Raw genomic sequence first — 20,475 nt, 5'->3', positions numbered from 1 at the left:
CGGTTACCACTGCTCGTGCTGCGGGTAGAGCGGGAAGTCGGCTGCCAGTTTGTCCACGCGGGCCTGCAGGGCCTCGACGTCGGTGCTGGTGCCTGCCTTGAGGGCGGTGGCAATGATCTCGGCCACCTCGGTGAATTCGGCGGCACCGAAGCCGCGGGTGGCCAGGGCCGGGGTGCCGATGCGCAGGCCGGAGGTGACCATCGGCGGGCGGGGGTCGAACGGCACGGCGTTGCGGTTGACGGTGATGCCCACCGAGTGCAGCAGGTCTTCTGCCTGCTGGCCGTCCAGCTGCGAGTTGCGAAGGTCCACGAGCACCAGGTGGACGTCCGTGCCGCCGGTGAGGACGGAGACGCCGGCCTCTGACACGTCGGCCTGGTTCAGGCGGTCGGCGATGATCCGGGCGCCTTCCAGGACGCGCTCCTGGCGCTCCTTGAATTCCTGCGTGCCGGCAATCTTGAAGGCCACGGCCTTGGCGGCGATGACGTGCATCAGCGGCCCGCCCTGCTGGCCCGGGAAGACGCTGGAGTTCAGCTTCTTGGCCCACTGTTCCTTGGCCAGGATCACACCCGAGCGGGGCCCTGCCAGGGTCTTGTGCACGGTGGAGGTGACGACGTCGGAGTGCGGCACCGGGCTCGGGTGCAGTCCGGCGGCCACCAGGCCTGCGAAGTGTGCCATGTCGGTCCAGAGCAGCGCGCCCACTTCATCGGCGATGGAACGGAAGGCAGCGAAGTCCAAGTGGCGCGGGTAGGCGGACCAGCCGGCGATGATGACCTGCGGCTTTTCGGCGATGGCCTGCTCGCGGAGCTTGTCCATGTCGATGCGGAAGGTGTCTTCCTCAACCTGGTAGGCGGCCACCTGGTACAGCTTGCCGGAGAAGTTCAGCTTCATGCCGTGGGTCAGGTGCCCGCCGTGGGCCAGGGAAAGGCCCAGGATCTTGTCGCCCGGGGTGATCATGGCGGAGAGGGCGGCGGCGTTGGCCTGCGCGCCGGAGTGCGGCTGGACGTTGGCGTATTCGGCGCCGAACAGTGCCTTGACCCTGTCGATGGCCAGCTGCTCTGCGATGTCGACGTATTCACAGCCGCCGTAGTAGCGGCGGCCCGGGTAGCCCTCGGCGTACTTGTTGGTGAGGACGGAGCCCTGGGCTTCCATCACGGCGCGGGGCGCAAAGTTTTCGGAGGCAATCATCTCCAGGGTGCCGCGCTGGCGGCCGAGCTCCTGGTCCAGCACTGCTGCAATTTCGGGATCGAGCTCAGCCAACGGCTGGTTGCTCACGGCTGTGGTTGAGGTGGCTGTAGTAGTCACGGAGAACTCCTGGCTAGGGATATGGGCACTGCTTAGGTCAGGCTACCGGGTGGCGCACTTTCGCACCGCGTTGATGACAGGGCGTGAAAGCTCGGCATGGCGCTGCTGCGCTGACGCGGGTGCAGCCCCATTTCCGGCAAAACATGACCCTCGGCCCAGGCGTACGATCCGTGGTCTTCGTGATTGCCGCTCCCTGGTGGTTAGCCACCCAACGCCAGTTGCGACCATCCCAGCCTACCAAAACCGGCGCCCCCGGCGCGGGTAGGCTATTACGCGTGAATGAAGAGCAGCTGAACCAAGCGTACGTTGTAACCCTGTCCTGCCCGGACCGTCCCGGAATCGTCCACGCGGTGGCCGGAGCGCTGCTGGTGGCGGGGTGCAACATCACGGATTCGCAGCAGTACGGCAGCCCTTCAACCGGGAACTTCTTCATGCGCGTTGAGGTGACCACGGCAGCCCCCAAGTCGGAGCTCCATGCCGCGCTGGAGCCAGTGGCGGAGGCCTTCTCCATGCAGTGGAACCTCAATACTGTTGGCGACAAGGTGCGCACCCTGGTTATGGCCAGCACTTCTGCCCACTGCCTCAACGACCTGCTGTTCCAGCAGCGCTCGGGCACCCTGCCCATTGAGATTCCCGCCATTGTGTCCAACCACCAGGATCTCGCCGGGCTGGCCGAGTTCTACGGCATCCCCTTCCACTACATCCCGGTGACCAAGGACACCAAGGTGCAGGCGGAGGACAAACTTCGCGCCATCATCGCGGAGCACGATATCGAGTTGACCGTGCTGGCCCGCTACATGCAGATCCTCTCCAATGAACTCTGCACCGAGCTGACCGGCAAGGCCATCAACATCCACCACTCGTTCCTGCCCTCCTTCAAGGGCGCCAAGCCGTACCACCAGGCACATGCCCGCGGCGTGAAGCTGATCGGTGCCACGGCTCACTATGTGACGGCCGCCCTGGATGAGGGGCCCATCATCGAACAGGAAGTCATCCGGGTGGACCACGCCCGCACCCCTGAGCAGTTCGTGCAGATGGGCCGCGACGTGGAGGGGCGCACGCTGGTCCAGGCCGTGCAGTGGCACGCCGAGCACCGCGTGCTCCTGGACGGCAACCGAACAGTGGTCTTCAACTGACGGTGGTCTTCAACTGACGCGCTCTTCAACTAGGTAGCAGTAGATGCCGTTTTGGGGCCTCAAAACGGCATCTACTGCGAGTCAGTTGGGTGCAGGGGTGGCTTAGGGTGAAGCCATGGCTCCTCTGTACCCTTTCGCCGGAAATTCCCCGGCTGTCCATGACTCAGCGTTCGTAGCCCCGTCGGCCTCGATCATCGGCAACGCCAGCCTGGGACCGGATTCCAGTGCCTTCTACGGCGTCTCCGTCCGCGCCGACACCGCGGCCATCACCGTGGGTGCCGGCAGCAACCTGCAGGACAACGTGGTGCTGCACGCCGACCCCGGCTTCCCCTGCACGGTGGGCGAACGGGTCAGCGTGGGGCACGCCGCCGTCGTCCATGGCTGCACGGTGGAGGACGACTGCCTGATCGGCATGGGCGCCACCGTCCTCAACGGCGCCGTGATCGGCGCCGGCTCGCTGGTGGCGGCCGGCGCCGTCGTGCTTGAAGGAACGGTGGTTCCGCCCCGGTCGCTGGTGGCGGGCGTGCCCGCCAAGGTGCGCCGCGAACTCACGGATGAAGAGTTCGACGGCGTCCGCGCCAATGCGGCGCGCTACGTGGAACTCGCGGCGAAGCACCGCGAGCTCCACGCCTGACCCAGTCCGGCCTGGATCAGTCCAGGCTGATGGGCCCGAACTCGTCCAGCAGGTCGCCCGGGCCGGGGTTGCCCGGCGCGGAGGACCCGCCCAGGTGCTTCACCACGCCCCACACCGCGTTCAGCCCCGTGGTGACGGCGCCTTCCGCCCAGCCGGCGGTGAAGGAGACGTCGTCGCCGGCCAGGAAGATGCCGCGCTGGGACTCCGGCAGTTTGTCCTGCTTGAAGTGGGTGAACAGCCTCTGCTGGTAGCGGTAGTGGCCGGGGAGGTTGGCTTTGAAGGCACCCATGAAGTTGGGGTCCGCCTCCCAGGACACGGTGATGGGCTGGCCCACGATGTGCCCTGCGATGTCCACTCCGGGGTAGATCTGTTCGAGCGAGTGCAGCATCAGTTCCACGCGTTCGTCGGCGTCCAGGGCCAGCCACTTCAGCGCGTCGTCGTTCCAGGTGTAGGAGAGCAGGATGACGGCGGGCTGGTCCGGGCCGTTGTCCAGCAGGTAGGTGGCGCGGTTCAGCCTGTCGGTCAGCGTCATGGACAGGACCTCGTTGCCGGTGTCCGGGTCGATGTCCTTCCAGAACGGCCGGTCCACCATGACGAACGTCTTGGAGGACTGCATGTAGTGCGAGCGCTCCATCGCGGTCCACAGCTCGGCCGGGAACAAGGCCTCCTCCGTGTGGATCCGGGTGGACAGCAGCCAGGACTGGCAGGTGGTCACCACCGCCGGGTAGCTGGCCTCGCGGCCCCAGCGTTCACGGATCCGCAGGTTCCCGTCCGGGTCGCGGCTGATCCTTCCCACGGCACCGCGGGGCGATCCGGAGTGCAGCGAGGAAAGGGAGGTGCCGGCGGGCCAGTGCACCATGTCCGACGGCGCGTGCTGCCAGAGTGCCTCGGGCAGGCGCTGTGCTCCCCCGCGGATCAGCCGGTGCTGGTCGTCCGCGTCGGTGTAGACCACGCGAAGGATTTCCAGGATGGAGTTGGGGAAGTCGGTGTCCCAGCCGCCGGTGCCGAACCCCACCTGGCCAAAGGCCTCCCGGTGGGCGAAGCCTGCCTTCTTGAAGGACTCGCTGGCTGCGATGAAGCCGTAGAAGGTCTGCTCGTCCATGAGCGGCAGCAGTTCGTTCCAGAGGTCCTTGATGCGGGCCATGTCCCGGGCACGGATGGCGTCCTGCATTTCGACGAACTTGGCGCCGTCATTGACCGCGGCCTTCCAGGCGTCGGCCACCTCGCGGAAGAACGGCGGAAGGTCGCCCGGCTTCTCCGCATAGTGCTTCTTGCCGGCCAGCTCGATCACGGTGCTGGACGTGGCCTCGGCGAGGGGGTTTGGGAACTCCTGGGTCTCCAGGCCCAGCAGGTCCACGTAATGGTAGAAGGCCTTGCCCGATACCGGGAAGCGCATCCCGCCCAGGTCCGCCACCACTCCGGGCGCTGCGGGGAAGGCGGCGGTGCGGAGCCGCCCGCCGATCTGGTCCGCTTCATAGACCACGGGCCGCAGTCCCAGTTTCATCAGTTCATAGGCGGTCACCAGGCCGGAGAGGCCGGCGCCGATAACGGCAACTTCCGTGCCGTAAAGCTCCGGCGGGACGGAACCCAGGCCATCGGGGTGGGCCAGGTAGTGGTCGTAGCTGAACGGAAAGTCGGGGTTCAGCATGGTGATGGGGGCCGCGTTTCCGGCGATGCCCCGTCCGGCGGCGTCTGCGGGAGCCGCTGAGGTGCTGGAGGGGTCGAAGGCCGGCAGTTCGGTTGCGGTTGTCATGATAGTTCTGCTTTCACAGGTTCCTGGCGTGGGGCCTTGGCGGTCAGTTCACGGTAGTCGAGCTCACTGAGAGCCGCTACCTTCGAGTTCCGGCGTCCATAGCCGAAGTAGATGGCGATCCCCACCAGCATCCAGGCACCAAAGACAACCCAGGTATCGGCTCCAAGGTTGGCCATCAGGTAGGCGCACATCAGCGTGCCCAGCACGGGAGTCAAGGGATACAGCGGCACCCGGAAGCTTCGCTTGAGGTCCGGCCGGTTGCGCCGCAGGTAGATGACGGCGACATTGACCAGCGCGAAGGCGAACAGGGTTCCGATGCTGGTGGCATCGGCGAGGGCGCCGAGCGGGACCAGGCCCGCGGTGAGTGCGACGGCGGTGCCGACAATCAGGGTTCCCGCGGCCGGGGTGCCGGTCCGGGCGGAGACGCGTCCAAAGACCTCGGGCACCAGGCCGTCCCGGGACATCGAGAGCAGGATGCGGGTTTGGCCATACAGGACCGTGAGCACGATGCTGGCGATCGCAAGGACAGCGCCGACCGAAAAGACCAAGGCGATCCACGGCTGGTTGGTGGTCTCCTCCAGGATCTGGACCAGGGCGGCTTCGGTGCCGTCGAACCAGCCCCAGGGCCGGGCACCGATGGCGGCGACGGCCACGAGGACGTAGATGCTGGTGACGATCACCATGGACAGCAGGATGGCGCGGGGAAGATCGCGTTTGGGGTTCCTGGCCTCTTCGCCCGCAGTGGATGCCGCGTCGAAACCGATGTAGGAAAAGAACACCCGGGAAGCGGCCGCGGACACACCTGCGGCACCCATGGGAAGGAGCGGTTCGAAGTTGCCGGCGTTGAAGGCAGTAAAGGCAACAGCGCAGAAGAACAGCAGGATGCCGATCTTGATGATGACGACGGCGGTGTTGATCCAGGCGCTTTCACGGGCGCCGCGGACCAGCAGGACCATGGCCAGCACCACGATGGCCACCGCTGGGATGTTCACCAGTCCGCCGTCCCCGGGCGGCTGCGACATGGCATCGGGCAGCACCTGGCCGAACGCTGCCAGCGCCTCGTTGACGTACTGCCCTGCCCCCACAGCTACGGCAGCGACGGAGACGGCGTATTCAAGGACAAGGCACCACCCGCAGATCCAGGCCATCCCCTCGCCCATAGTGGCGTAGGAGTAGGAGTAGCTGGAGCCCGCCACGGGGACCAGGCCTGCCATTTCGGCGTAGGACACCGCGGAGAGCAGCGCGGCCAGGCCGGCGATGACGAAAGAGATCCAGATGGCCGGGCCGGCCAACGGAACCGACTCGCCAAGGATCACCAGGATGCCGGTCCCCAGGGTGGCGCCCACGCTGATCATGGTCAGGTGGAGGATGCCGAAACTGCGAACCAGTCCAGTGCCGTCCTGGCCTGTTCCGGCCTCGCTGACCATCTGGCCGATCGGTTTACGGCGCAGCAGCTGTGTCCGGAGGCTGGGCCGCACGCCGCTTGGCACAAGAGTTTGTTCGGTGGTCACAGGCACAGTCACCGTTGACGTCCCTTCAGAGTAGTTGTCGGTTTCCCCTTCCCAAGGTTGGCATGTGAGCCAACTCTCAGCGCGGTGCAAAATGACTTATAGTGATCCACCATGAGACTTAATGCACATGATGTCCGCTGAGCCGGCCACGTCAGGACGGCTGAGCTTCGTCACCCTCCAGCAGTTCCTCGACCAGCTGCCGCCGCTGTTGACAATGCTTCACGACGGCGGCAGCGGCGGCCGGCTGCTGCGGTGGGTTGAGCCCAGTGAGCTGGAGGACCCCACGCCCTACCTTCCGGAGGGGAATTCCTGCTCACCGCCGGCCTCCCCTTCCTTGGTGACGGGGGATCACCCGCCAGCGTGGACGCCTATGTCCGCCGGCTGGTGGAGGCCAAGGTGGCGGCCCTGGGCTTCGGGATCAGGCCGTACTTCGACGCCGTCCCGGAGGTGGTCCTCGACGCGTGCCGGCGGCACAACCTCACCTTGTTCGAGGTGCCCGAGTCGCTTCCCTTCGCGGCGATCGGCCTGCAGTTTTCCCAGCTCCTGGAAACCGACAACGCCAGGGTCTTCCGGCAGCTGGCAGAGACCAACCGGCAGCTCATGCGCGCCGTCCTCTCCCCCAAACCGGAGCACGAACTGCTGGCTGCGCTGGTCCAGCGCGTGCCCGTGTGGGCCGTGATGGTGGGAGCGGACGGCCGGGTCCGGGCCCGGGGCACCAGCGCCGGCGGGAGCACCGCCGTCGAACTTTCCCTGCTGGAACCCATGCTGGAACGGCTGCTGTCCGGCCGTGGCCCCCGGGTGGAAATGGACGGCTTTGACCAGCCCGGCTCGGCGCTGGTGGTGGGCCATCCGCTGCGGAGCACCAGGGACGCCAACCTCGGTGCCCTGATCCTGGGCTCGGACGATCCGCTGACCCCCGCCCAGAACAACGTGGTCCAGTCCGCCGTCGGACTGCTGGAGCTGCTGGTCCGGCAGCGAACCAGTGGCTCGCTCGCCCCCAGCCAGCTGGCCACCGCCGTCCTGCTGCACCCCGAGAGCCTCACCACCGGCGGGAGCAAGCACGTCAACGGGCTCAAGGACCTGCTGGCGCAGAGCCTGTCTTCCACCCGGTCCGCGCCCATCCGCGTGCTTCAAGGCGTCAAGGTGGATGCCCCGGAGTGGCCGGCGGGAGACAGCCCCGTCAGGGAACTGCTGCAGTGGCGGCGCATGTTCGACACCAAGCTGGTGGAGATCACCGACTACGGGTTCGCCGCGCTGACCCGGCTCAAGGTGGACGACGCGCTGCTTGCCGACGTCGAGAGGCTCGGCTGGCGCCTGGTGATCGGCGAACCCACCGAGCTGACTAGCCTTCCCGCCGCGTACCAACGGGCCACGTCCCTGCGCAGCCGGGTCCAGCGAAGTGGACAGAGCCTGCGGGCCGACGAGGTGTCCTGGTCGGTCACGGGCCTGCTGGGCCGTGAGGCCGGAACCTTGCTGGCCGAGCGGCTCCTCCATCCTGTCCTGGCGCTCGAACCGGACCGGCGCGATCCGCTGCTGGCCGTCCTGCGTGGCTGGCTTGGCGAAAACGGCAGCTGGGATGGTTCCGCCAAGCTGCTGGGGCTGCACCGCAACAGCGTGCGGCGGCAGATCGGCGTCATTGCCGACCTGCTGGGGATGGACCTGAACCAGGCGCAGGTGCGGGCTGAGCTCTGGATTGCGCTGCAGTACACCGAAGGGCTGACCGGCGGGGCGGCGGGAAACGGCGCCTGAAGGCAGTTATCCGCCCTGCTGGCCTGCTTCCCGCGCCAGGCCGGCCTCCCACTCCCGGTAAAGCTCCGGCCGGCGTTCCCGCAGGTACGGCACCTCGTCCCTGGCTGCGCGCACCGCATCAGGGCCTATCTCCGCGAAAAGCACTGCAGGGGTGTCCGCTGCTTCGGCGAGGAGCCTGCCGTCGGGTCCCGCCACCACGCTTCCGCCGCCGAAAGTGTAGGCGTCCTCGACCCCACAGTGGTTGGCATAGGCAACATAAAGTTGGCTTTCCAGCGCCCGCGCCCGGATGAGTACCTGGGGCACGGCCTCGTAACCGGCCGACAGGGCAGTGGGGACCAGGAGCAGTTCCGCGCCGCGGGCCGCCGCTGCCCGGGCGGCCTCGGGGAACTCGATGTCGTAGCAGATCAGCAGGGAGGTGCGGACACCCTCGAAATCCACGACGGCGGGAGGTTGCGCGGCTGCCACGAACGCCTTGCGTTCCTCATTGCCGAACAGATGCACCTTGGCATACCTGAGGAGTTCGGTGCCCGTGGCATCAACCAGGGTCGCTGTAATGTGCCACGCGGGGCTGCCGGCGACCCCAGCGCCCGCACCGTCCCCAGCCGCTTCGGCGGGCAGGCTGTAGACAAGGGCAATCCTGTTACGGCGGGCGATATCAGCCAGCCGTTCGCGGACAGCGGGAAAGGTTGCCGGGTCCAGGTCGCCGCGCACCCGCAGCGGGGCGTAGCCCACGGGGAAAAGCTCCGGCGTCAGGAGCAGGTGGGCACCGGCACGGGCAGCCCGGGTGGCGGCGTCGTCGATGGTCCGAAGGTTGGCCTCGACGTCCAGGACCACGGCGTTCGCCTGCAGGACGGACAGCAGCATCGTTACCACCTTCTGTATCCCCGTCCATCTGAAATGGCTGGGCCCGACTGATCTCTCGTTCCAGCCTAACCAGCCGCCAGCGGAGGATTGTGGGTCGTTTGGACCCGGGCGCCCGCGCGCCGGGACGGAATGCACAGATGCCGCGGAGGGTACTCATGACGGCCGATTTCCTGCATGCCCGTACAGGCCATGCGTTAACTTCTTGACTACAAGAGCAGCGATAGGGCAATCTTCTTAGCATGTCCGCAACCACGCGCTCAACGAGGAGCAAGCCCAAGAATCCGGGGTCCCAGTCCGCCCTGCGGCAACTGAACCAGCAGCGGATTATTGAGGCACTCATGGGCGGCCCGTCCACGCAGGCGGAGCTCGCCCGGCAGACGGGGCTCTCCACCGCCACCGTCTCGAACATCGTCAAAATCATGCTTGACTCCGGCCTGGCATCCACAGAGCCGATAACCAGTTCAGGGCGCCGGGCGCTGAATGTGCGACTGAACAGCAACGGCGCCGTGGCGGTCGGCATCGACTTCGGCCGGCGGCACCTGCGGGTGGTCCTGGCCTCGCTCAGCTACCACGTCATCGCTGAAGAATCAGTGCTGCTCCCGCTGGGCCACCAGGCGGATGAGGGCATCCATGCAGCGGTGGAACTACTGGAGAAACTACTCCGGGAAAGCGGGGTGGAACGCACCTCCGTGGTGGGCGCCGGCGTCGGTATTCCGGGCCCCATTGACCGGCGGACCGGGACCGTGGCCCAAGGGGCCATCCTTCCCGAATGGGTGGGCATCAACATCCTTCAGCACCTGGAGGAAACGTTGAGAATCCCCGTATTCGTTGACAACGACGCCAATCTGGGCGCATGGTCCGAGGTGACCTGGGGGCAGCACTCCGGCGTCAGCAACCTGATGTTCCTGAAGATCGGTTCCGGCATCGGCGCCGGCTTGATCCTCAACGGTTCGCCGTACTACGGCAACGTTGGAATCACCGGCGAAATAGGCCATGCCACCATCCACGAACAGGGCCTGGTGTGCCGCTGCGGCAACCGTGGATGCCTCGAAACCATAGCATCCACCACCACCATGATTGAGCTCCTCAGCCGGGGCGAGGACCGGCCATTGACGCCGGCGGATATTGTCCGCAAGGCCCTGAACAGGGACTCCGCCACCCTGCGTGTGGTGGACGATGCGGGACTGGCGGTGGGCCGGGCGCTGGGCAATGTTGCGAACCTGATCAACCCCGAGGTGATCGTGGTGGGCGGGCCGCTGGCAGGCCTGGGGGACATACTCCTGGACCCAATCCGGAGGGGGCTGATCCGGCATGCGGTGCCGGTCATCGGGGAGACCACCACCCTCACCATGTCCTCCCTGGGTGACCGGGCAGAGGCCCTCGGCGCGGCCGCCCTGGTCTTCCAGCATGCCGGGATCCGCAAGCCGTAGACCACATCGTTACCCAGCAATTGCGTTAAAGACTTGACGACAACAGCTGTGATCCAGTTTACTTTTGGTTCAGACGGCCCTGCGCTTTGCCGGCCGGACAAAGAAGTCATTGCATTGGAGGGTTAGGGTTCATGACGTCCCAGACCACGCATACGGATCCGATCATTCTCGAGATGCGGTCCATCACCAAGGAATTCCCCGGCGTTAAAGCCTTGTCGAACGTGAGCCTCCGGGTTAAGGCCGGCGAGATCCACGCCATCTGCGGCGAAAACGGCGCCGGCAAGTCCACCCTCATGAAGGTCCTGTCCGGCGTTTACCCGTACGGAAGCTACGACGGCGACATCGTCTACCAGGGGCAGGTTCAGCACTTCCGGGACATCAGGGCCAGCGAACACGCCGGCATCGTGATCATCCACCAGGAACTCGCGCTGATCCCCGAGCTGTCCATCATGGAAAACATCTTTCTGGGCAACGAACCCACAAAGCGCGGGGTGATCGACTGGGCTGAAGCCCGGCTGCGGTCCCTGGACCTCCTGGCGCGCGTGGGCCTGCGTGATGACCCCGACACCCCCATCAAGGAAATCGGCGTCGGCAAGCAGCAGCTGGTGGAGATCGCCAAGGCCCTGAACAAGTCCGTGAAGATCCTTATCCTGGACGAGCCGACAGCCGCCCTGAACGAGTCGGACTCACAGCACCTGCTGGACCTGATGCTGGGCCTGAAGGCCAAGGGCATTACCTCAATCATCATTTCCCACAAGCTCAACGAGATCGAGCAGATCGCCGACTCCATCACCATCATCCGTGACGGCCAGTCCATCGAGACCCTTGACGTCAAGGCAGACGGGGTTGACGAGGACCGGATCATCAAGGGCATGGTGGGACGCACCCTCGAGTCCCGGTTCCCGGAGCACACGCCCAAGATTGGGGAAGTGTTTTTCGAGGTCAAGGACTGGACCGTGGGCCACCCGGCCATCCAGGACCGCCTCGTCTGCAAGGGATCCAGCTTCTTTGTCCGCCGGGGCGAAATCGTCGGGTTTGCCGGCCTCATGGGCGCAGGGCGGACCGAACTGGCACGCTCCGTCTTCGGCCGGTCCTACGGCAGGTTCATCAGCGGCCACATCTACAAGGACGGCCGCGAGGTCACCCTCAAGAACGTCCGGCAGGCCATCGATGCCGGGCTGGGCTACGTCACCGAGGACCGGAAGTCCCTGGGCCTGAACCTGCTCGACGACATCAAGACCACCACGGTTGCGGCCAACCTGAGAAAGATCAGCCACAACTACGTGGTGGACCCCAACCAGGAGTTCACGGTTGCTGAGCAGTACCGCAAGTCGCTGCGCACCAAGACGCCGTCCGTGGAGGAAGGCGTGGCCAAGCTTTCCGGCGGCAACCAGCAGAAGGTGGTGCTCGCCAAGTGGATGTTCACCGACCCCGACCTGTTGATCCTGGACGAGCCCACCCGCGGCATCGATGTCGGGGCCAAGTACGAGATTTACGGCATCATCCAGCAGCTGGCCAACCAGGGCAAAGGGGTCATCGTCATCTCCTCGGAGCTCCCCGAACTCCTGGGACTGTCTGACCGCATCTACACGATCTTCGAAGGCGCCATCACGGGCGTCCTGAACAAGGACGAGGCCACTCAGGAAAGCCTGATGAAACTGATGACCTCCGCCGCGCCCCGAAAAGCCGCCTGACCCACTGGCCATTCCAGAACCTTCCGGACACAAGGACTGACACCATGAACGCCCTCAAAAAGCTGTTTGGCGGAAACACCCGCCAATTCGGCATGATCTTCGCCCTGGTGGCCTTGATCATCTTCTTCCAGATCGCCACCAGCGGCCGGACCCTCACCCCCGGCAACGTCATCAACCTCTTCAACGGCAACTCCTACATCCTCATCCTGGCCATCGGCATGGTGCTGGTGATCATTGCAGGACACATCGACCTGTCCGTCGGCTCTGTCGCGGCCTTCGTCGGCGTCACCGTGGCCCTTGCCATCCGTGACTGGGGCATCCCCTGGTACGCAGGGGTCCTGCTGGGTCTGCTGCTGGGCGCGGTGATCGGCGCCTGGCAAGGCTGGTGGACGGCGTACGTCGGAATCCCGGCGTTCATCGTGACGCTGGCCGGCATGCTCCTGTTCCGTGGTTTCAACCAGTTCGTTGGCAAATCCAACACCATCCCGGTCCCCGCCGATTTCCAATACCTTGGCTCCGGCTACCTCCCCGAGGTGGGGCCCAACTTGGGCTACAACAACCTGACCCTGCTGCTTGGCCTTGCCGCCGCCGTCTTCGTGGTTGTCAGCGAGCTGCGGTCCCGCTCCAGGGCCAATGCCCTCGGTGCCGAAGTTCCCGAAATGTGGGTTACGGTCCTGAAGCTGGTCCTCGTCTGCGCCGCCATCCTGTACGCCACGTACCTGTTCGCCACGGGCCGCCCTGGTACTTCCTTCCCCATCCCCGGCCTCATCCTGGCCGTCCTTGTCCTGATCTACGGCTTCATCTCCTCCCGGACGATCATCGGCCGCCACGTCTACGCAGTGGGTGGCAACCGCCATGCGGCAGAGCTGTCCGGCGTCCAGTCCAAGAAGGTCAACTTCCTGGTGATGATGAACATGTCCATCCTGGCCGGCCTGGCCGGCATGATCTTCGTTGGCCGTTCCACTGCATCGGGTCCCTTCGACGGCGTCGGTTGGGAACTTGATGCCATCGCCGCAGTCTTCATCGGCGGCGCGGCCGTTACCGGCGGCGTGGGCACGGTGATTGGGTCCATCATCGGTGGCCTGGTCATGGCCGTCCTGAACAACGGCCTCCAGCTTCTCGGCGTCGGTGCAGACCTGACCCAGATCATCAAGGGCCTGGTGCTCCTGATCGCGGTCGCATTCGATGTTTACAACAAGTCCCAGGGCAAGACGTCGATCATTGGCATGCTGACCAGGAACTTCAACCGCTCCTCCGGCGGCGGCCCCAGCAACCCTCTTCAGCCCGACGAAACCACCTCCACCAAGGAAGCGATCGCCAGGGAAGCCTGAGCTCTGCGACCTGACCTTTTAACACCAAATAGAGAGAGAACCAACAATGCGAATGATTGGTAAAGCAGGAAAGGCCGCGGCAGTCGCTGCCATCGCAGCACTGGCGCTGACGGGTTGTGGACGCTCCGAGTCCGGTGGCGGCTCCAGCGGCAGCGCAGGCGGATTCCCGCAGGACTCGTCCATCGGCGTGGCATTGCCCCAGAAGACCAGTGAAAACTGGGTTCTGGCAGAGAAGCTCTTCAACGACGGCCTCAACGGCGCCGGGTTCAAGGCCGATGTCCAGTTCGCCAACGGCGGCGTTTCGGAGCAGCAGAACCAGATCAGCGCCATGGTCACCAAGGGTGCCAAGGTCATTATCGTGGGCGCCATCGACGGCTCCCAGCTGGGAACCCAGCTCAAGCAGGCCAAGGACAGCGGCGCCACCATCATCGCCTACGACCGCCTGCTGCTGAACACCGAGAACGTCGACTACTACGTGGCCTACGACAACTTCAAGGTCGGTGTCCTCCAGGGCCAGGCCCTGCTCGACGGCATGAAGGCCAAGAAGCCGTCCGGTCCGTACAACATCGAACTGTTTGCCGGTTCCCCTGATGATGCCAACGCCAAGGTGTTCTTCGACGGCGCCATGAGCGTCCTGAAGCCGAAGATCGACGACGGCACCCTCAAGGTCCTGTCCGGCCAGACAGGTTTTGAGCAAGCTGTAACCCAGGGCTGGAAGGCAGAGAACGCCCAGCGCCGTGCCGACACCTTGCTCACGGGCAGCTATGGCAGCGCAACCCTGGATGGCGTGCTCTCCCCCAACGACACCCTGGCCCGCGCCGTCCTGACCTCGGTCAAGGCAGCTGGCAAGCCGATTCCGGTCATCACCGGCCAGGACTCCGAGGTTGAGTCCGTCAAGTCCATCCTGGCGGGCGAGCAGTACTCCACCATCAACAAGGACACCCGCAAGCTCGTTGAGCACGCCATCACCATGGTCAAGGACCTTCAGGCAGGCAAGAAGCCGGAGATCAACGATGACAAGTCTTACAACAACAAGGTCAAGACCGTTCCGGCATACCTGCTGGAGCCGGTCATCGTGACCTCTGCCAACGTCAAGACGGCCTACAAGGACGATCCCGTACTGGGCCCGATCACCAAGTAGCACAGGGCAGAAACAGCCGGTACACCCGGGGGCCGGAAGCCCGGCCCCCGGCTGAACTGCTCCCCGTAAGTTGGACTGAAGATTCAGTTCCGACTTACGGGGAGCAGTTTCGTGTTTAAGGGCAGTCCGCTGTCCGGGGAGCAGCCCGAAGCCGCGGCGCCGGCAGATCCGGTCAGACCAGCCAGCGCCACCAGCGTGGCTGCTCCTGTTCCGGCGTCGGTTCCGGCTCCGGCTCCTCGCCCAAGGCCAGTGCGGCCCCGACGATGTCGTCCGCGGTGAGCGTCATGACGGCCTCACGATCGAGCGCGTCAAGACTTTGTTCCTCGTCGAGCGACAGCCGCAGCGCCTGACGGTTGAGCGCCTGCTCGAACAATGTGCGGGCGAACCGCGCGTTGCCGGAGTCCTCGCCCGCGTGCAGCCCGGTGAAAATGCGGCGCAGCATCTGGTCCGCACCCGGCTCCAGCCTGTACTCGTGCTGGGCCAGCATCCGGTGGAAGATCGTCTGGAGTGCGTCGACGGAGTAGTCGGGGAACGTGATTTCACGGGCGAACCGGGAGCGCAGTCCGGGGTTCGAGAGCAGGAAGGACTCCATCAGCCGCGGGTACCCGGCCACAATCACCACCAGGCGGTGGCGGTGGTCCTCCATCCGCTTGAGCAGGACCTCGATCGCCTCGGGGCCGAAATCCATCCGGCCGTCCTCCGGGGCCAGCGCGTAGGCCTCGTCAATGAACAGGACGCCGTCCAGCGCGCGCCGGATCACCCGGTCTGTCTTGATGGCGGTGGTGCCGACGTACTGCCCCACCAGGCCCGAACGGTCGACCTCGACCAGATGGCCTTTCTGCAGCAGGCCGACCGCGCGGTACATCTCGGCCAGGAGCCGCGCCACGGTGGTCTTGCCCGTGCCCGGGTTTCCGAGGAATACCAGATGCTGTGATGTGGCCACCTCCGGCAGGCCGTGCGCCTTACGGCGGGCCTGGACCTGCAGCAGTGCGACGAGCGCCCGCACCTGTTCCTTCACTGTCTCCAGTCCGACCAGGGCGTCGAGCTCGGCCTGCAGCTCGGACAGCGGCCGCGCCGGCCCGGGCCTCGCAGCCATGAGATCGCCCACCAGGTCGTCGACGCGCTCCGAACCGGGCAGCTTGAGCTGATCGGCCAGACGGCCGATGGTTTCGCGCAGGTCGTCAAGCGGATTGCGGCTGGCAGCCATGCATCCACTGTAGTACCAGCACTCGATTCCCGGCCCTGCCCTTCACAGCCCAGACACAGGTGGGGCCGGATTGCTGCACAGGATGCCCAGCGAGGGTTGATGCGAAGCCGGCCCTCCGCGCCGGCACCTGAGTCATAGGAGTAACGTGAGCGTCCTTGCCCGAAGCGTAGGCAATGCCTTCAGAAACAAGGTCCGCACCGCAGCTGTTGTCGCGGTGCTGGCCGTCGCCATTGGCCTTGCCCTGGCCATGCTGGTAGCCAACCAGGCGGTCGGGGCGAAAGTGCAGGAGCTCAATGAGTCCGTCGGCACCGTCCTGACCGTCAACCCCGCCGGCGGGCAAGGTTTCGAAGGCGGCGGTGAGCCGCTCACCACCAGCCAGGCAGCCACGGCCGCCGGCGTGCCCAACGTCAGTGCCGTCGTCGGGACATCCTCCCTGCGGCTGCGCAATGCCACCGAAGCGGCCGCACAGGCCGCGGCCGGGCAAACGGGACAGACCGGGCAGGCAGGGCCCGGAGGCCAGAACGGGCAGGGAGGCCCCGGCGGCCAGGCGGCAGCCACACTGACCACCAGCCTCACGGCGGCGGTGGACGCAGGCACCCTTGGCAACCGCAACCAGCAGGCCAACGGAAGCACGGGCTCCACCGGAACCACGCAGCAGTCCGTCCGGTCCCTGCCGATCACCGCCACCGGCATTGGCGCCGAAGTCGACACCACCGGCAAGGCGCTGAACATCACGCAGGGCTCCGGGCTCGGCGACTACTCGGCAGCATCCACCAGTGCCCTGCTGGGCACCACCCTGGCAGGGAAGAACAACCTCACGGTTGGCTCCACCTTCACCATCAACGACCAGACCTACACGGTCTCGGGATTGTTCGACGCCGGCACCACCTTTGGCAACAACGCTGTGTATGTCACCCTCCCCACCGCCCAGACCCTGGCAGGCACACCGGGTGAACTGTCCAGCATGATCGTCACGGTCAACTCCATGGACAACGTGGCCAGCACCAAGACGGCCCTGCAGACGGCTCTCGGCACGGACAAGGCCGATGTCACCCAGGGCCAGAACCTGCAGACCGCGGTCAGTTCGCTGGACAGCGTCAAGAACATTTCCTTCATCGCCTTCATCGCCGCCCTGGGCACCGCAGGGCTCATCATTCTGCTCATCATGGTGATGCTGGTCCGCGAGCGCCGCCGGGAAATCGGCGTGCTGAAGGCGATCGGCGCGCCCAACCGCACCATCGGCCTGCAGTTCGTCCTCGAGGCACTGGTCCTGGCAGCCCTGGGCAGCGCCGTCGGTGCCGCCATTGCATCGTTCGCCAGCGGCGGCATCGCCTCGGCACTGATCAGCAGCAACACCACCAGAACCACCGCCGCCACGGGCCGCGGTGTCCCGGGCGGGGCCGGTGGTGGCGCGGGCTTCCCGGGCGGCCAGGGCGGACCCTTCGGCGGCGCTTCCCAGCTGTTGAACTCCGTGACCGCCAGCGCCTCACCGGGGGTGATCGCCGGTGGCATCGCTGCTGTGTTCGGTGTCGCCATCATCGGCGCCCTGGTTCCCGCGCTGCTCACCGCGCGCATCCGTCCCATCGAAGTCCTGCGAGGAGAATAGCCATGATAGAAGTCAAGAACCTGGTCCGCACCTTCAACTCCGGTGACCGCACCATCAAACCGGTCAACGACGTCAGCTTCGCCCTGGACCAGGGCACCCTGGCCTCGATCGTGGGCAAGAGCGGCAGCGGCAAGAGCACCCTGTTGTCCCTCCTTGGGGCACTGGACAAGCCCACCAGCGGAGACGTCGTCGTGGACGGCGTCAGCCTGGCGAGCCTGCCGGACAGCAAGCTGACGGAATACCGCCGCCGGGACATCGGATTCGTGTTCCAGCAGTTCAACCTGATCCCCAACCTGTCCGCCGTGGACAACGTCATGCTCCCCATGGAATTTGCCGGGGTGCGCAAGGCCGCCCGGCTGGAGCGCGCCAGGGAATTGCTGGAGCAGGTCCAGCTGGATCCGTCCAAGCACGAACGGCGCATCAACCGGCTTTCCGGCGGCGAACAGCAAAGGGTGGCCATTGCGCGGGCCCTGGCCAACGAACCGAAGCTCATCCTCGCCGATGAGCCCACCGGCAACCTTGACGAACAGACCGGCGACCACATCATCGAACTCCTCAGCTCGCTGAGCCGCGACCACGACACCACCATCCTGGTGGTCACCCACGACCGGGCCCTGGCGAACAAGACGGACCGCCGCTTCCGCCTCCAGCAGGGCAAGCTGACGGAGGAACCGGTCCGCGGCCGGACCGCCGTCGCCGCTTCCGCCTGACCTCAGCCAAGGGGCCAGCGGTGGGGGGACATCCCGTCCCCCACCGCTGGCCCCTTTATTGCTTGTCCCCGTCGCCGGCACGTCCCCGGTCCTCACCCGCCGCTGTGACAGGATTGCAGCTATGACTGCTCCCATCGCCACGCCATGGCTTTCCAGCCAGCCTGACCAGGATCCCCGCTCCGCCACCGGGACTCCCCTGCGCTGGGGAATTATTGCAACGGGCAGCATCGCCCGCGCCGTGTCCCAGGATCTCGCGCTGCTTGAAGACGCCGAGCTGTACGCGGTCAGCTCCCGGGCACAGGACAGCGCGGACGCTTTTGCCGTGGCCTATGACTTCGCAAAAGCCTATGGTGACGACGGCGGTGTCCCCGGCTACCAGCGGCTCCTCGCCGATGACGCCGTGGACGTTGTCTACGTCGCCACGCCGCACGCGCAGCACCACGAGATGGTTCTCGCCGCCCTCAACGCCGGCAAGCACGTGCTCTGCGAGAAGGCGTTCACCATCAACGCCCGGGAAGCATCCGAGCTCATCGATGTTGCCCGCAGCCGAGGTCTCTTCCTCATGGAAGCCATGTGGAGCCGGTTCCTGCCCTCGATGCAGCGGGCGTTCCAGATCGCAGCTTCGGGTGAACTTGGCGACATCCACTGGATTACCGCGGACCTGGGCTTCCCCGCCCCCTACTCCCCCACGGCCAGGTTGTGGGCGCGGAAGGACGGCGGAGGGGCGTTGCTGGACTTGTCCGTCTACCCACTCCTGTGGGCGCTGGGCACCCTTGGCTTTCCCCACACCGTGAGCGCCACGGGCTTCGTCAACGACGACGGCGTGGATTCGCAGAACGCCATGACCCTCGGCTACGGCCACGCGGCCCAGGTCCAGCTCACCTCCTCACTCCTGGCACACGGTCCGCGCACGGCGACCGTCGCAGGGAGCCTGGGCTTCCTGCAGAGCGTGGGCTCCATCAACAACCCCCGCGAACTCCTCATCACCAAGGGGTGGGAAGACCGCCGGACGGAAACCTTCGACGTTGTGGGCAAGGGGTACACCTACGAGCTGCGCGAAGTAATGCGGTGTGTCCAGCAGGGAGTGACGGAGAGTCCGGTGATGCCGCTCGAAGACACACTGAACACCATGCGGCTTTTCGATGGCGTTCGTGCCCAGCTCGGTGTGACCTACCCCAACGACGGCCATTAGCAAGAGGCGCCGCGAAAGATGCTCGACGCCGGCAAGGCGGCTTTCGCGGTGAGGTTGGGGCATATGACTTCCTGCTTTCGCCCTTGACACCTTCAGTGCTTGTTCCCGCCCTTTGTAAAATCCCTTTAGCAAAGTCTGGACTTGCGGCAACAAGGAGTCATAGGCTTTAGCCAGCATTGATTGCACAGCTCACTGGGGGGTGGTACGCATGGCTAGCATGAGTTCGCCATGGCGTGCCCTGCGACCAGCGCTCCTGGCCGGAGCAGCCGCTGTTACTTGGCTGGCGCTTTCGTCAACTTCAGCATCCGCCGACGCCGGGCCTGACTCCCCTTCCCTGCTCGGCAGCGTCACCGGCTCGGCCTCATCCTTGGCCTACGAACTTGCGGACACTGTTTCACTGGCTCCTGCTGCCTCCCCGGCCGGACCTGCTGCAGGCCCTGGACTGGTGCAGCCTGTCGTAGCCCAGGTCGCCGGCGTTGCCGACAAGCTCATTAACTCCGTTCCCGTGCTGGAGCAGGTGATTCCGGCGGGAACCCTTTCCACTGTCTCCGCTCCCGTTGGGGAGATCGCCGACACAGTGACGGCCGGGGTGGTGCAGGTTGTTGTAGCCCCTGCAGCCGAGGCCGTCCCGGTACTTGAACCGGCGCTGCAGCCCGTTGCCGATCTCCTGACCGGCACCGCTCCACTTCCGCTTCCCGCCCCGGCCGTTGACGCCGTGCCGGCAGATCTTCCTTCCGGGGTTGTCCCTGGCCCCGCGGCAGCTCAGCCCGTGGCCTTGGAAATCCTTCCGGATGGGGCCGGAACGGGGCTGGAACCGGGGCAGGAATCGGATGCGTCGCCCACGGCGCCGGTTGCCGGCGGCAGCGCGGCCTTGGCAACGGTACGCAGTGCAGCCCTGGCCAACACGTTCTCCCCGTGGGCTGGCATGTCTGTCCCGGCTGACCCCGCGTCGGGGCAGTCCCTTCCCGTCGAGCCGGCACCGCTGCCTGCCCAGGTTCCTGCCGCACCGGGATCCGGCACCGGCAGCGCTGGATCATCCGGCGGTTCATCCGGTGCCGCAGCATGGCTTAGCCCTGCCTATTTTGGTTTTGAGCGCCCTGGCGCTGTTCCCGCCGGCGAGGCCTCCGAGCACGCCCCTGCGCCGGTGTCGTTCGACCCCGGTTCTTCCCCTGACTAGTTGAGGCCGTCTGCCCCCAACGGGCAGCACGTGGCTTT

15 protein-coding genes, 1 pseudogene and 1 riboswitch are annotated in these 20,475 nt (G+C 65.8%); of the genes and pseudogenes, 11 read left to right on the top strand and 5 right to left on the bottom strand.

Annotation, left to right across the window (positions count from 1 at the left end):
- Positions 1–3: 3 nt before the first annotated feature.
- Positions 4–1,302, bottom strand: coding sequence for a serine hydroxymethyltransferase (gene glyA, locus OUO20_RS02565; protein WP_018770231.1), 1,299 nt, complete (start codon positions 1,300–1,302; stop codon positions 4–6).
- Positions 1,303–1,448: 146 nt separating this feature from the next.
- Positions 1,449–1,534, bottom strand: a riboswitch (ZMP/ZTP riboswitch).
- A 43-nt stretch (positions 1,535–1,577) separates the two neighbouring features.
- On the opposite strand from glyA, the gene purU reads away from it, so the two are divergent.
- Both purU and OUO20_RS02555 read left to right on the top strand, forming a co-directional pair.
- Complete coding sequence (purU, locus tag OUO20_RS02560) at positions 1,578–2,438, top strand: formyltetrahydrofolate deformylase (RefSeq protein ID WP_268002796.1); 861 nt, start codon at positions 1,578–1,580, stop codon at positions 2,436–2,438.
- Positions 2,439–2,553: 115 nt separating this feature from the next.
- A complete protein-coding gene (locus tag OUO20_RS02555; RefSeq protein ID WP_018770233.1) occupies positions 2,554–3,072 on the top strand; it encodes a gamma carbonic anhydrase family protein in 519 nt (172 codons plus the stop codon).
- 16 nt (positions 3,073–3,088) lie between these two features.
- Here OUO20_RS02555 and OUO20_RS02550 read toward each other — a convergent pair whose 3' ends face one another.
- Both OUO20_RS02550 and OUO20_RS02545 read right to left on the bottom strand, forming a co-directional pair.
- A complete protein-coding gene (locus OUO20_RS02550) occupies positions 3,089–4,825 on the bottom strand; it encodes a flavin monoamine oxidase family protein (protein WP_268002795.1) in 1,737 nt (578 codons plus the stop codon).
- A complete protein-coding gene (locus tag OUO20_RS02545; protein WP_018770235.1) occupies positions 4,822–6,252 on the bottom strand; it encodes an amino acid permease in 1,431 nt (476 codons plus the stop codon). The genes OUO20_RS02550 and OUO20_RS02545 overlap by 4 nt, the downstream gene beginning before the upstream one ends.
- A 214-nt stretch (positions 6,253–6,466) precedes the next feature.
- Here OUO20_RS02545 and OUO20_RS02540 point away from each other — a divergent pair.
- Positions 6,467–8,085: pseudogene (locus OUO20_RS02540) on the top strand (PucR family transcriptional regulator ligand-binding domain-containing protein).
- Between the two features lie 6 nt (positions 8,086–8,091).
- Here the strand turns inward: OUO20_RS02540 and OUO20_RS02535 are convergent.
- Complete coding sequence (locus OUO20_RS02535) at positions 8,092–8,949, bottom strand: nitrilase-related carbon-nitrogen hydrolase (protein ID WP_056393439.1); 858 nt, start codon at positions 8,947–8,949, stop codon at positions 8,092–8,094.
- A 239-nt stretch (positions 8,950–9,188) separates the two neighbouring features.
- Here OUO20_RS02535 and OUO20_RS02530 point away from each other — a divergent pair, with 239 nt between their 5' ends.
- The 4 genes from OUO20_RS02530 to OUO20_RS02515 all read left to right on the top strand — a co-directional run bounded on the left by OUO20_RS02530 (position 9,189) and on the right by OUO20_RS02515 (position 14,545).
- On the top strand, positions 9,189–10,379 hold the full coding sequence (locus OUO20_RS02530) for an ROK family transcriptional regulator (RefSeq protein ID WP_018770238.1): 1,191 nt from the start codon (positions 9,189–9,191) through the stop codon (positions 10,377–10,379).
- Positions 10,380–10,510: 131 nt separating this feature from the next.
- The gene (gene mmsA, locus OUO20_RS02525) at positions 10,511–12,073 is read left to right on the top strand and encodes a multiple monosaccharide ABC transporter ATP-binding protein (protein WP_018770239.1); all 1,563 of its coding nucleotides are present in this window, start codon (positions 10,511–10,513) and stop codon (positions 12,071–12,073) included.
- A gap of 44 nt (positions 12,074–12,117) precedes the next feature.
- On the top strand, positions 12,118–13,404 hold the full coding sequence (mmsB, locus tag OUO20_RS02520; RefSeq protein WP_018770240.1) for a multiple monosaccharide ABC transporter permease: 1,287 nt from the start codon (positions 12,118–12,120) through the stop codon (positions 13,402–13,404).
- A gap of 46 nt (positions 13,405–13,450) precedes the next feature.
- Entirely contained in the window at positions 13,451–14,545 is a 1,095-nt protein-coding gene (locus OUO20_RS02515; protein WP_026265927.1) for a substrate-binding domain-containing protein, read from the top strand.
- Between the two features lie 172 nt (positions 14,546–14,717).
- Here OUO20_RS02515 and OUO20_RS02510 read toward each other — a convergent pair whose 3' ends face one another.
- Positions 14,718–15,752, bottom strand: a complete 1,035-nt coding sequence (locus OUO20_RS02510; RefSeq protein ID WP_056393433.1) for an AAA family ATPase — start codon at positions 15,750–15,752, stop codon at positions 14,718–14,720.
- 145 nt (positions 15,753–15,897) lie between these two features.
- Here OUO20_RS02510 and OUO20_RS02505 point away from each other — a divergent pair, with 145 nt between their 5' ends.
- From OUO20_RS02505 to OUO20_RS02490, 4 genes are all read left to right on the top strand, one after another.
- Positions 15,898–17,358 carry an ABC transporter permease gene (locus OUO20_RS02505; protein ID WP_268002794.1) on the top strand — a complete coding sequence of 487 codons (1,461 nt, stop codon included), beginning with the start codon at positions 15,898–15,900 and terminating at the stop codon, positions 17,356–17,358.
- A 2-nt stretch (positions 17,359–17,360) separates the two neighbouring features.
- Positions 17,361–18,068, top strand: a complete 708-nt coding sequence (locus OUO20_RS02500; RefSeq protein ID WP_018770244.1) for an ABC transporter ATP-binding protein — start codon at positions 17,361–17,363, stop codon at positions 18,066–18,068.
- 121 nt (positions 18,069–18,189) lie between these two features.
- A complete protein-coding gene (locus OUO20_RS02495) occupies positions 18,190–19,260 on the top strand; it encodes a Gfo/Idh/MocA family protein (protein WP_268002793.1) in 1,071 nt (356 codons plus the stop codon).
- Between the two features lie 208 nt (positions 19,261–19,468).
- The gene (locus OUO20_RS02490) at positions 19,469–20,437 is read left to right on the top strand and encodes a hypothetical protein (protein ID WP_268002792.1); all 969 of its coding nucleotides are present in this window, start codon (positions 19,469–19,471) and stop codon (positions 20,435–20,437) included.
- The last annotated feature ends 38 nt before the right edge of the window (positions 20,438–20,475 follow it).

It is taken from the genome of Arthrobacter sp. FX8, from assembly GCF_026723805.1.
Taxonomy (GTDB): Bacteria; Actinomycetota; Actinomycetes; order Actinomycetales; family Micrococcaceae; genus Arthrobacter.
The sequence above is the reverse complement of the archived record's forward strand: the minus strand, read 5'-3'. Positions and strand labels throughout refer to the sequence as shown.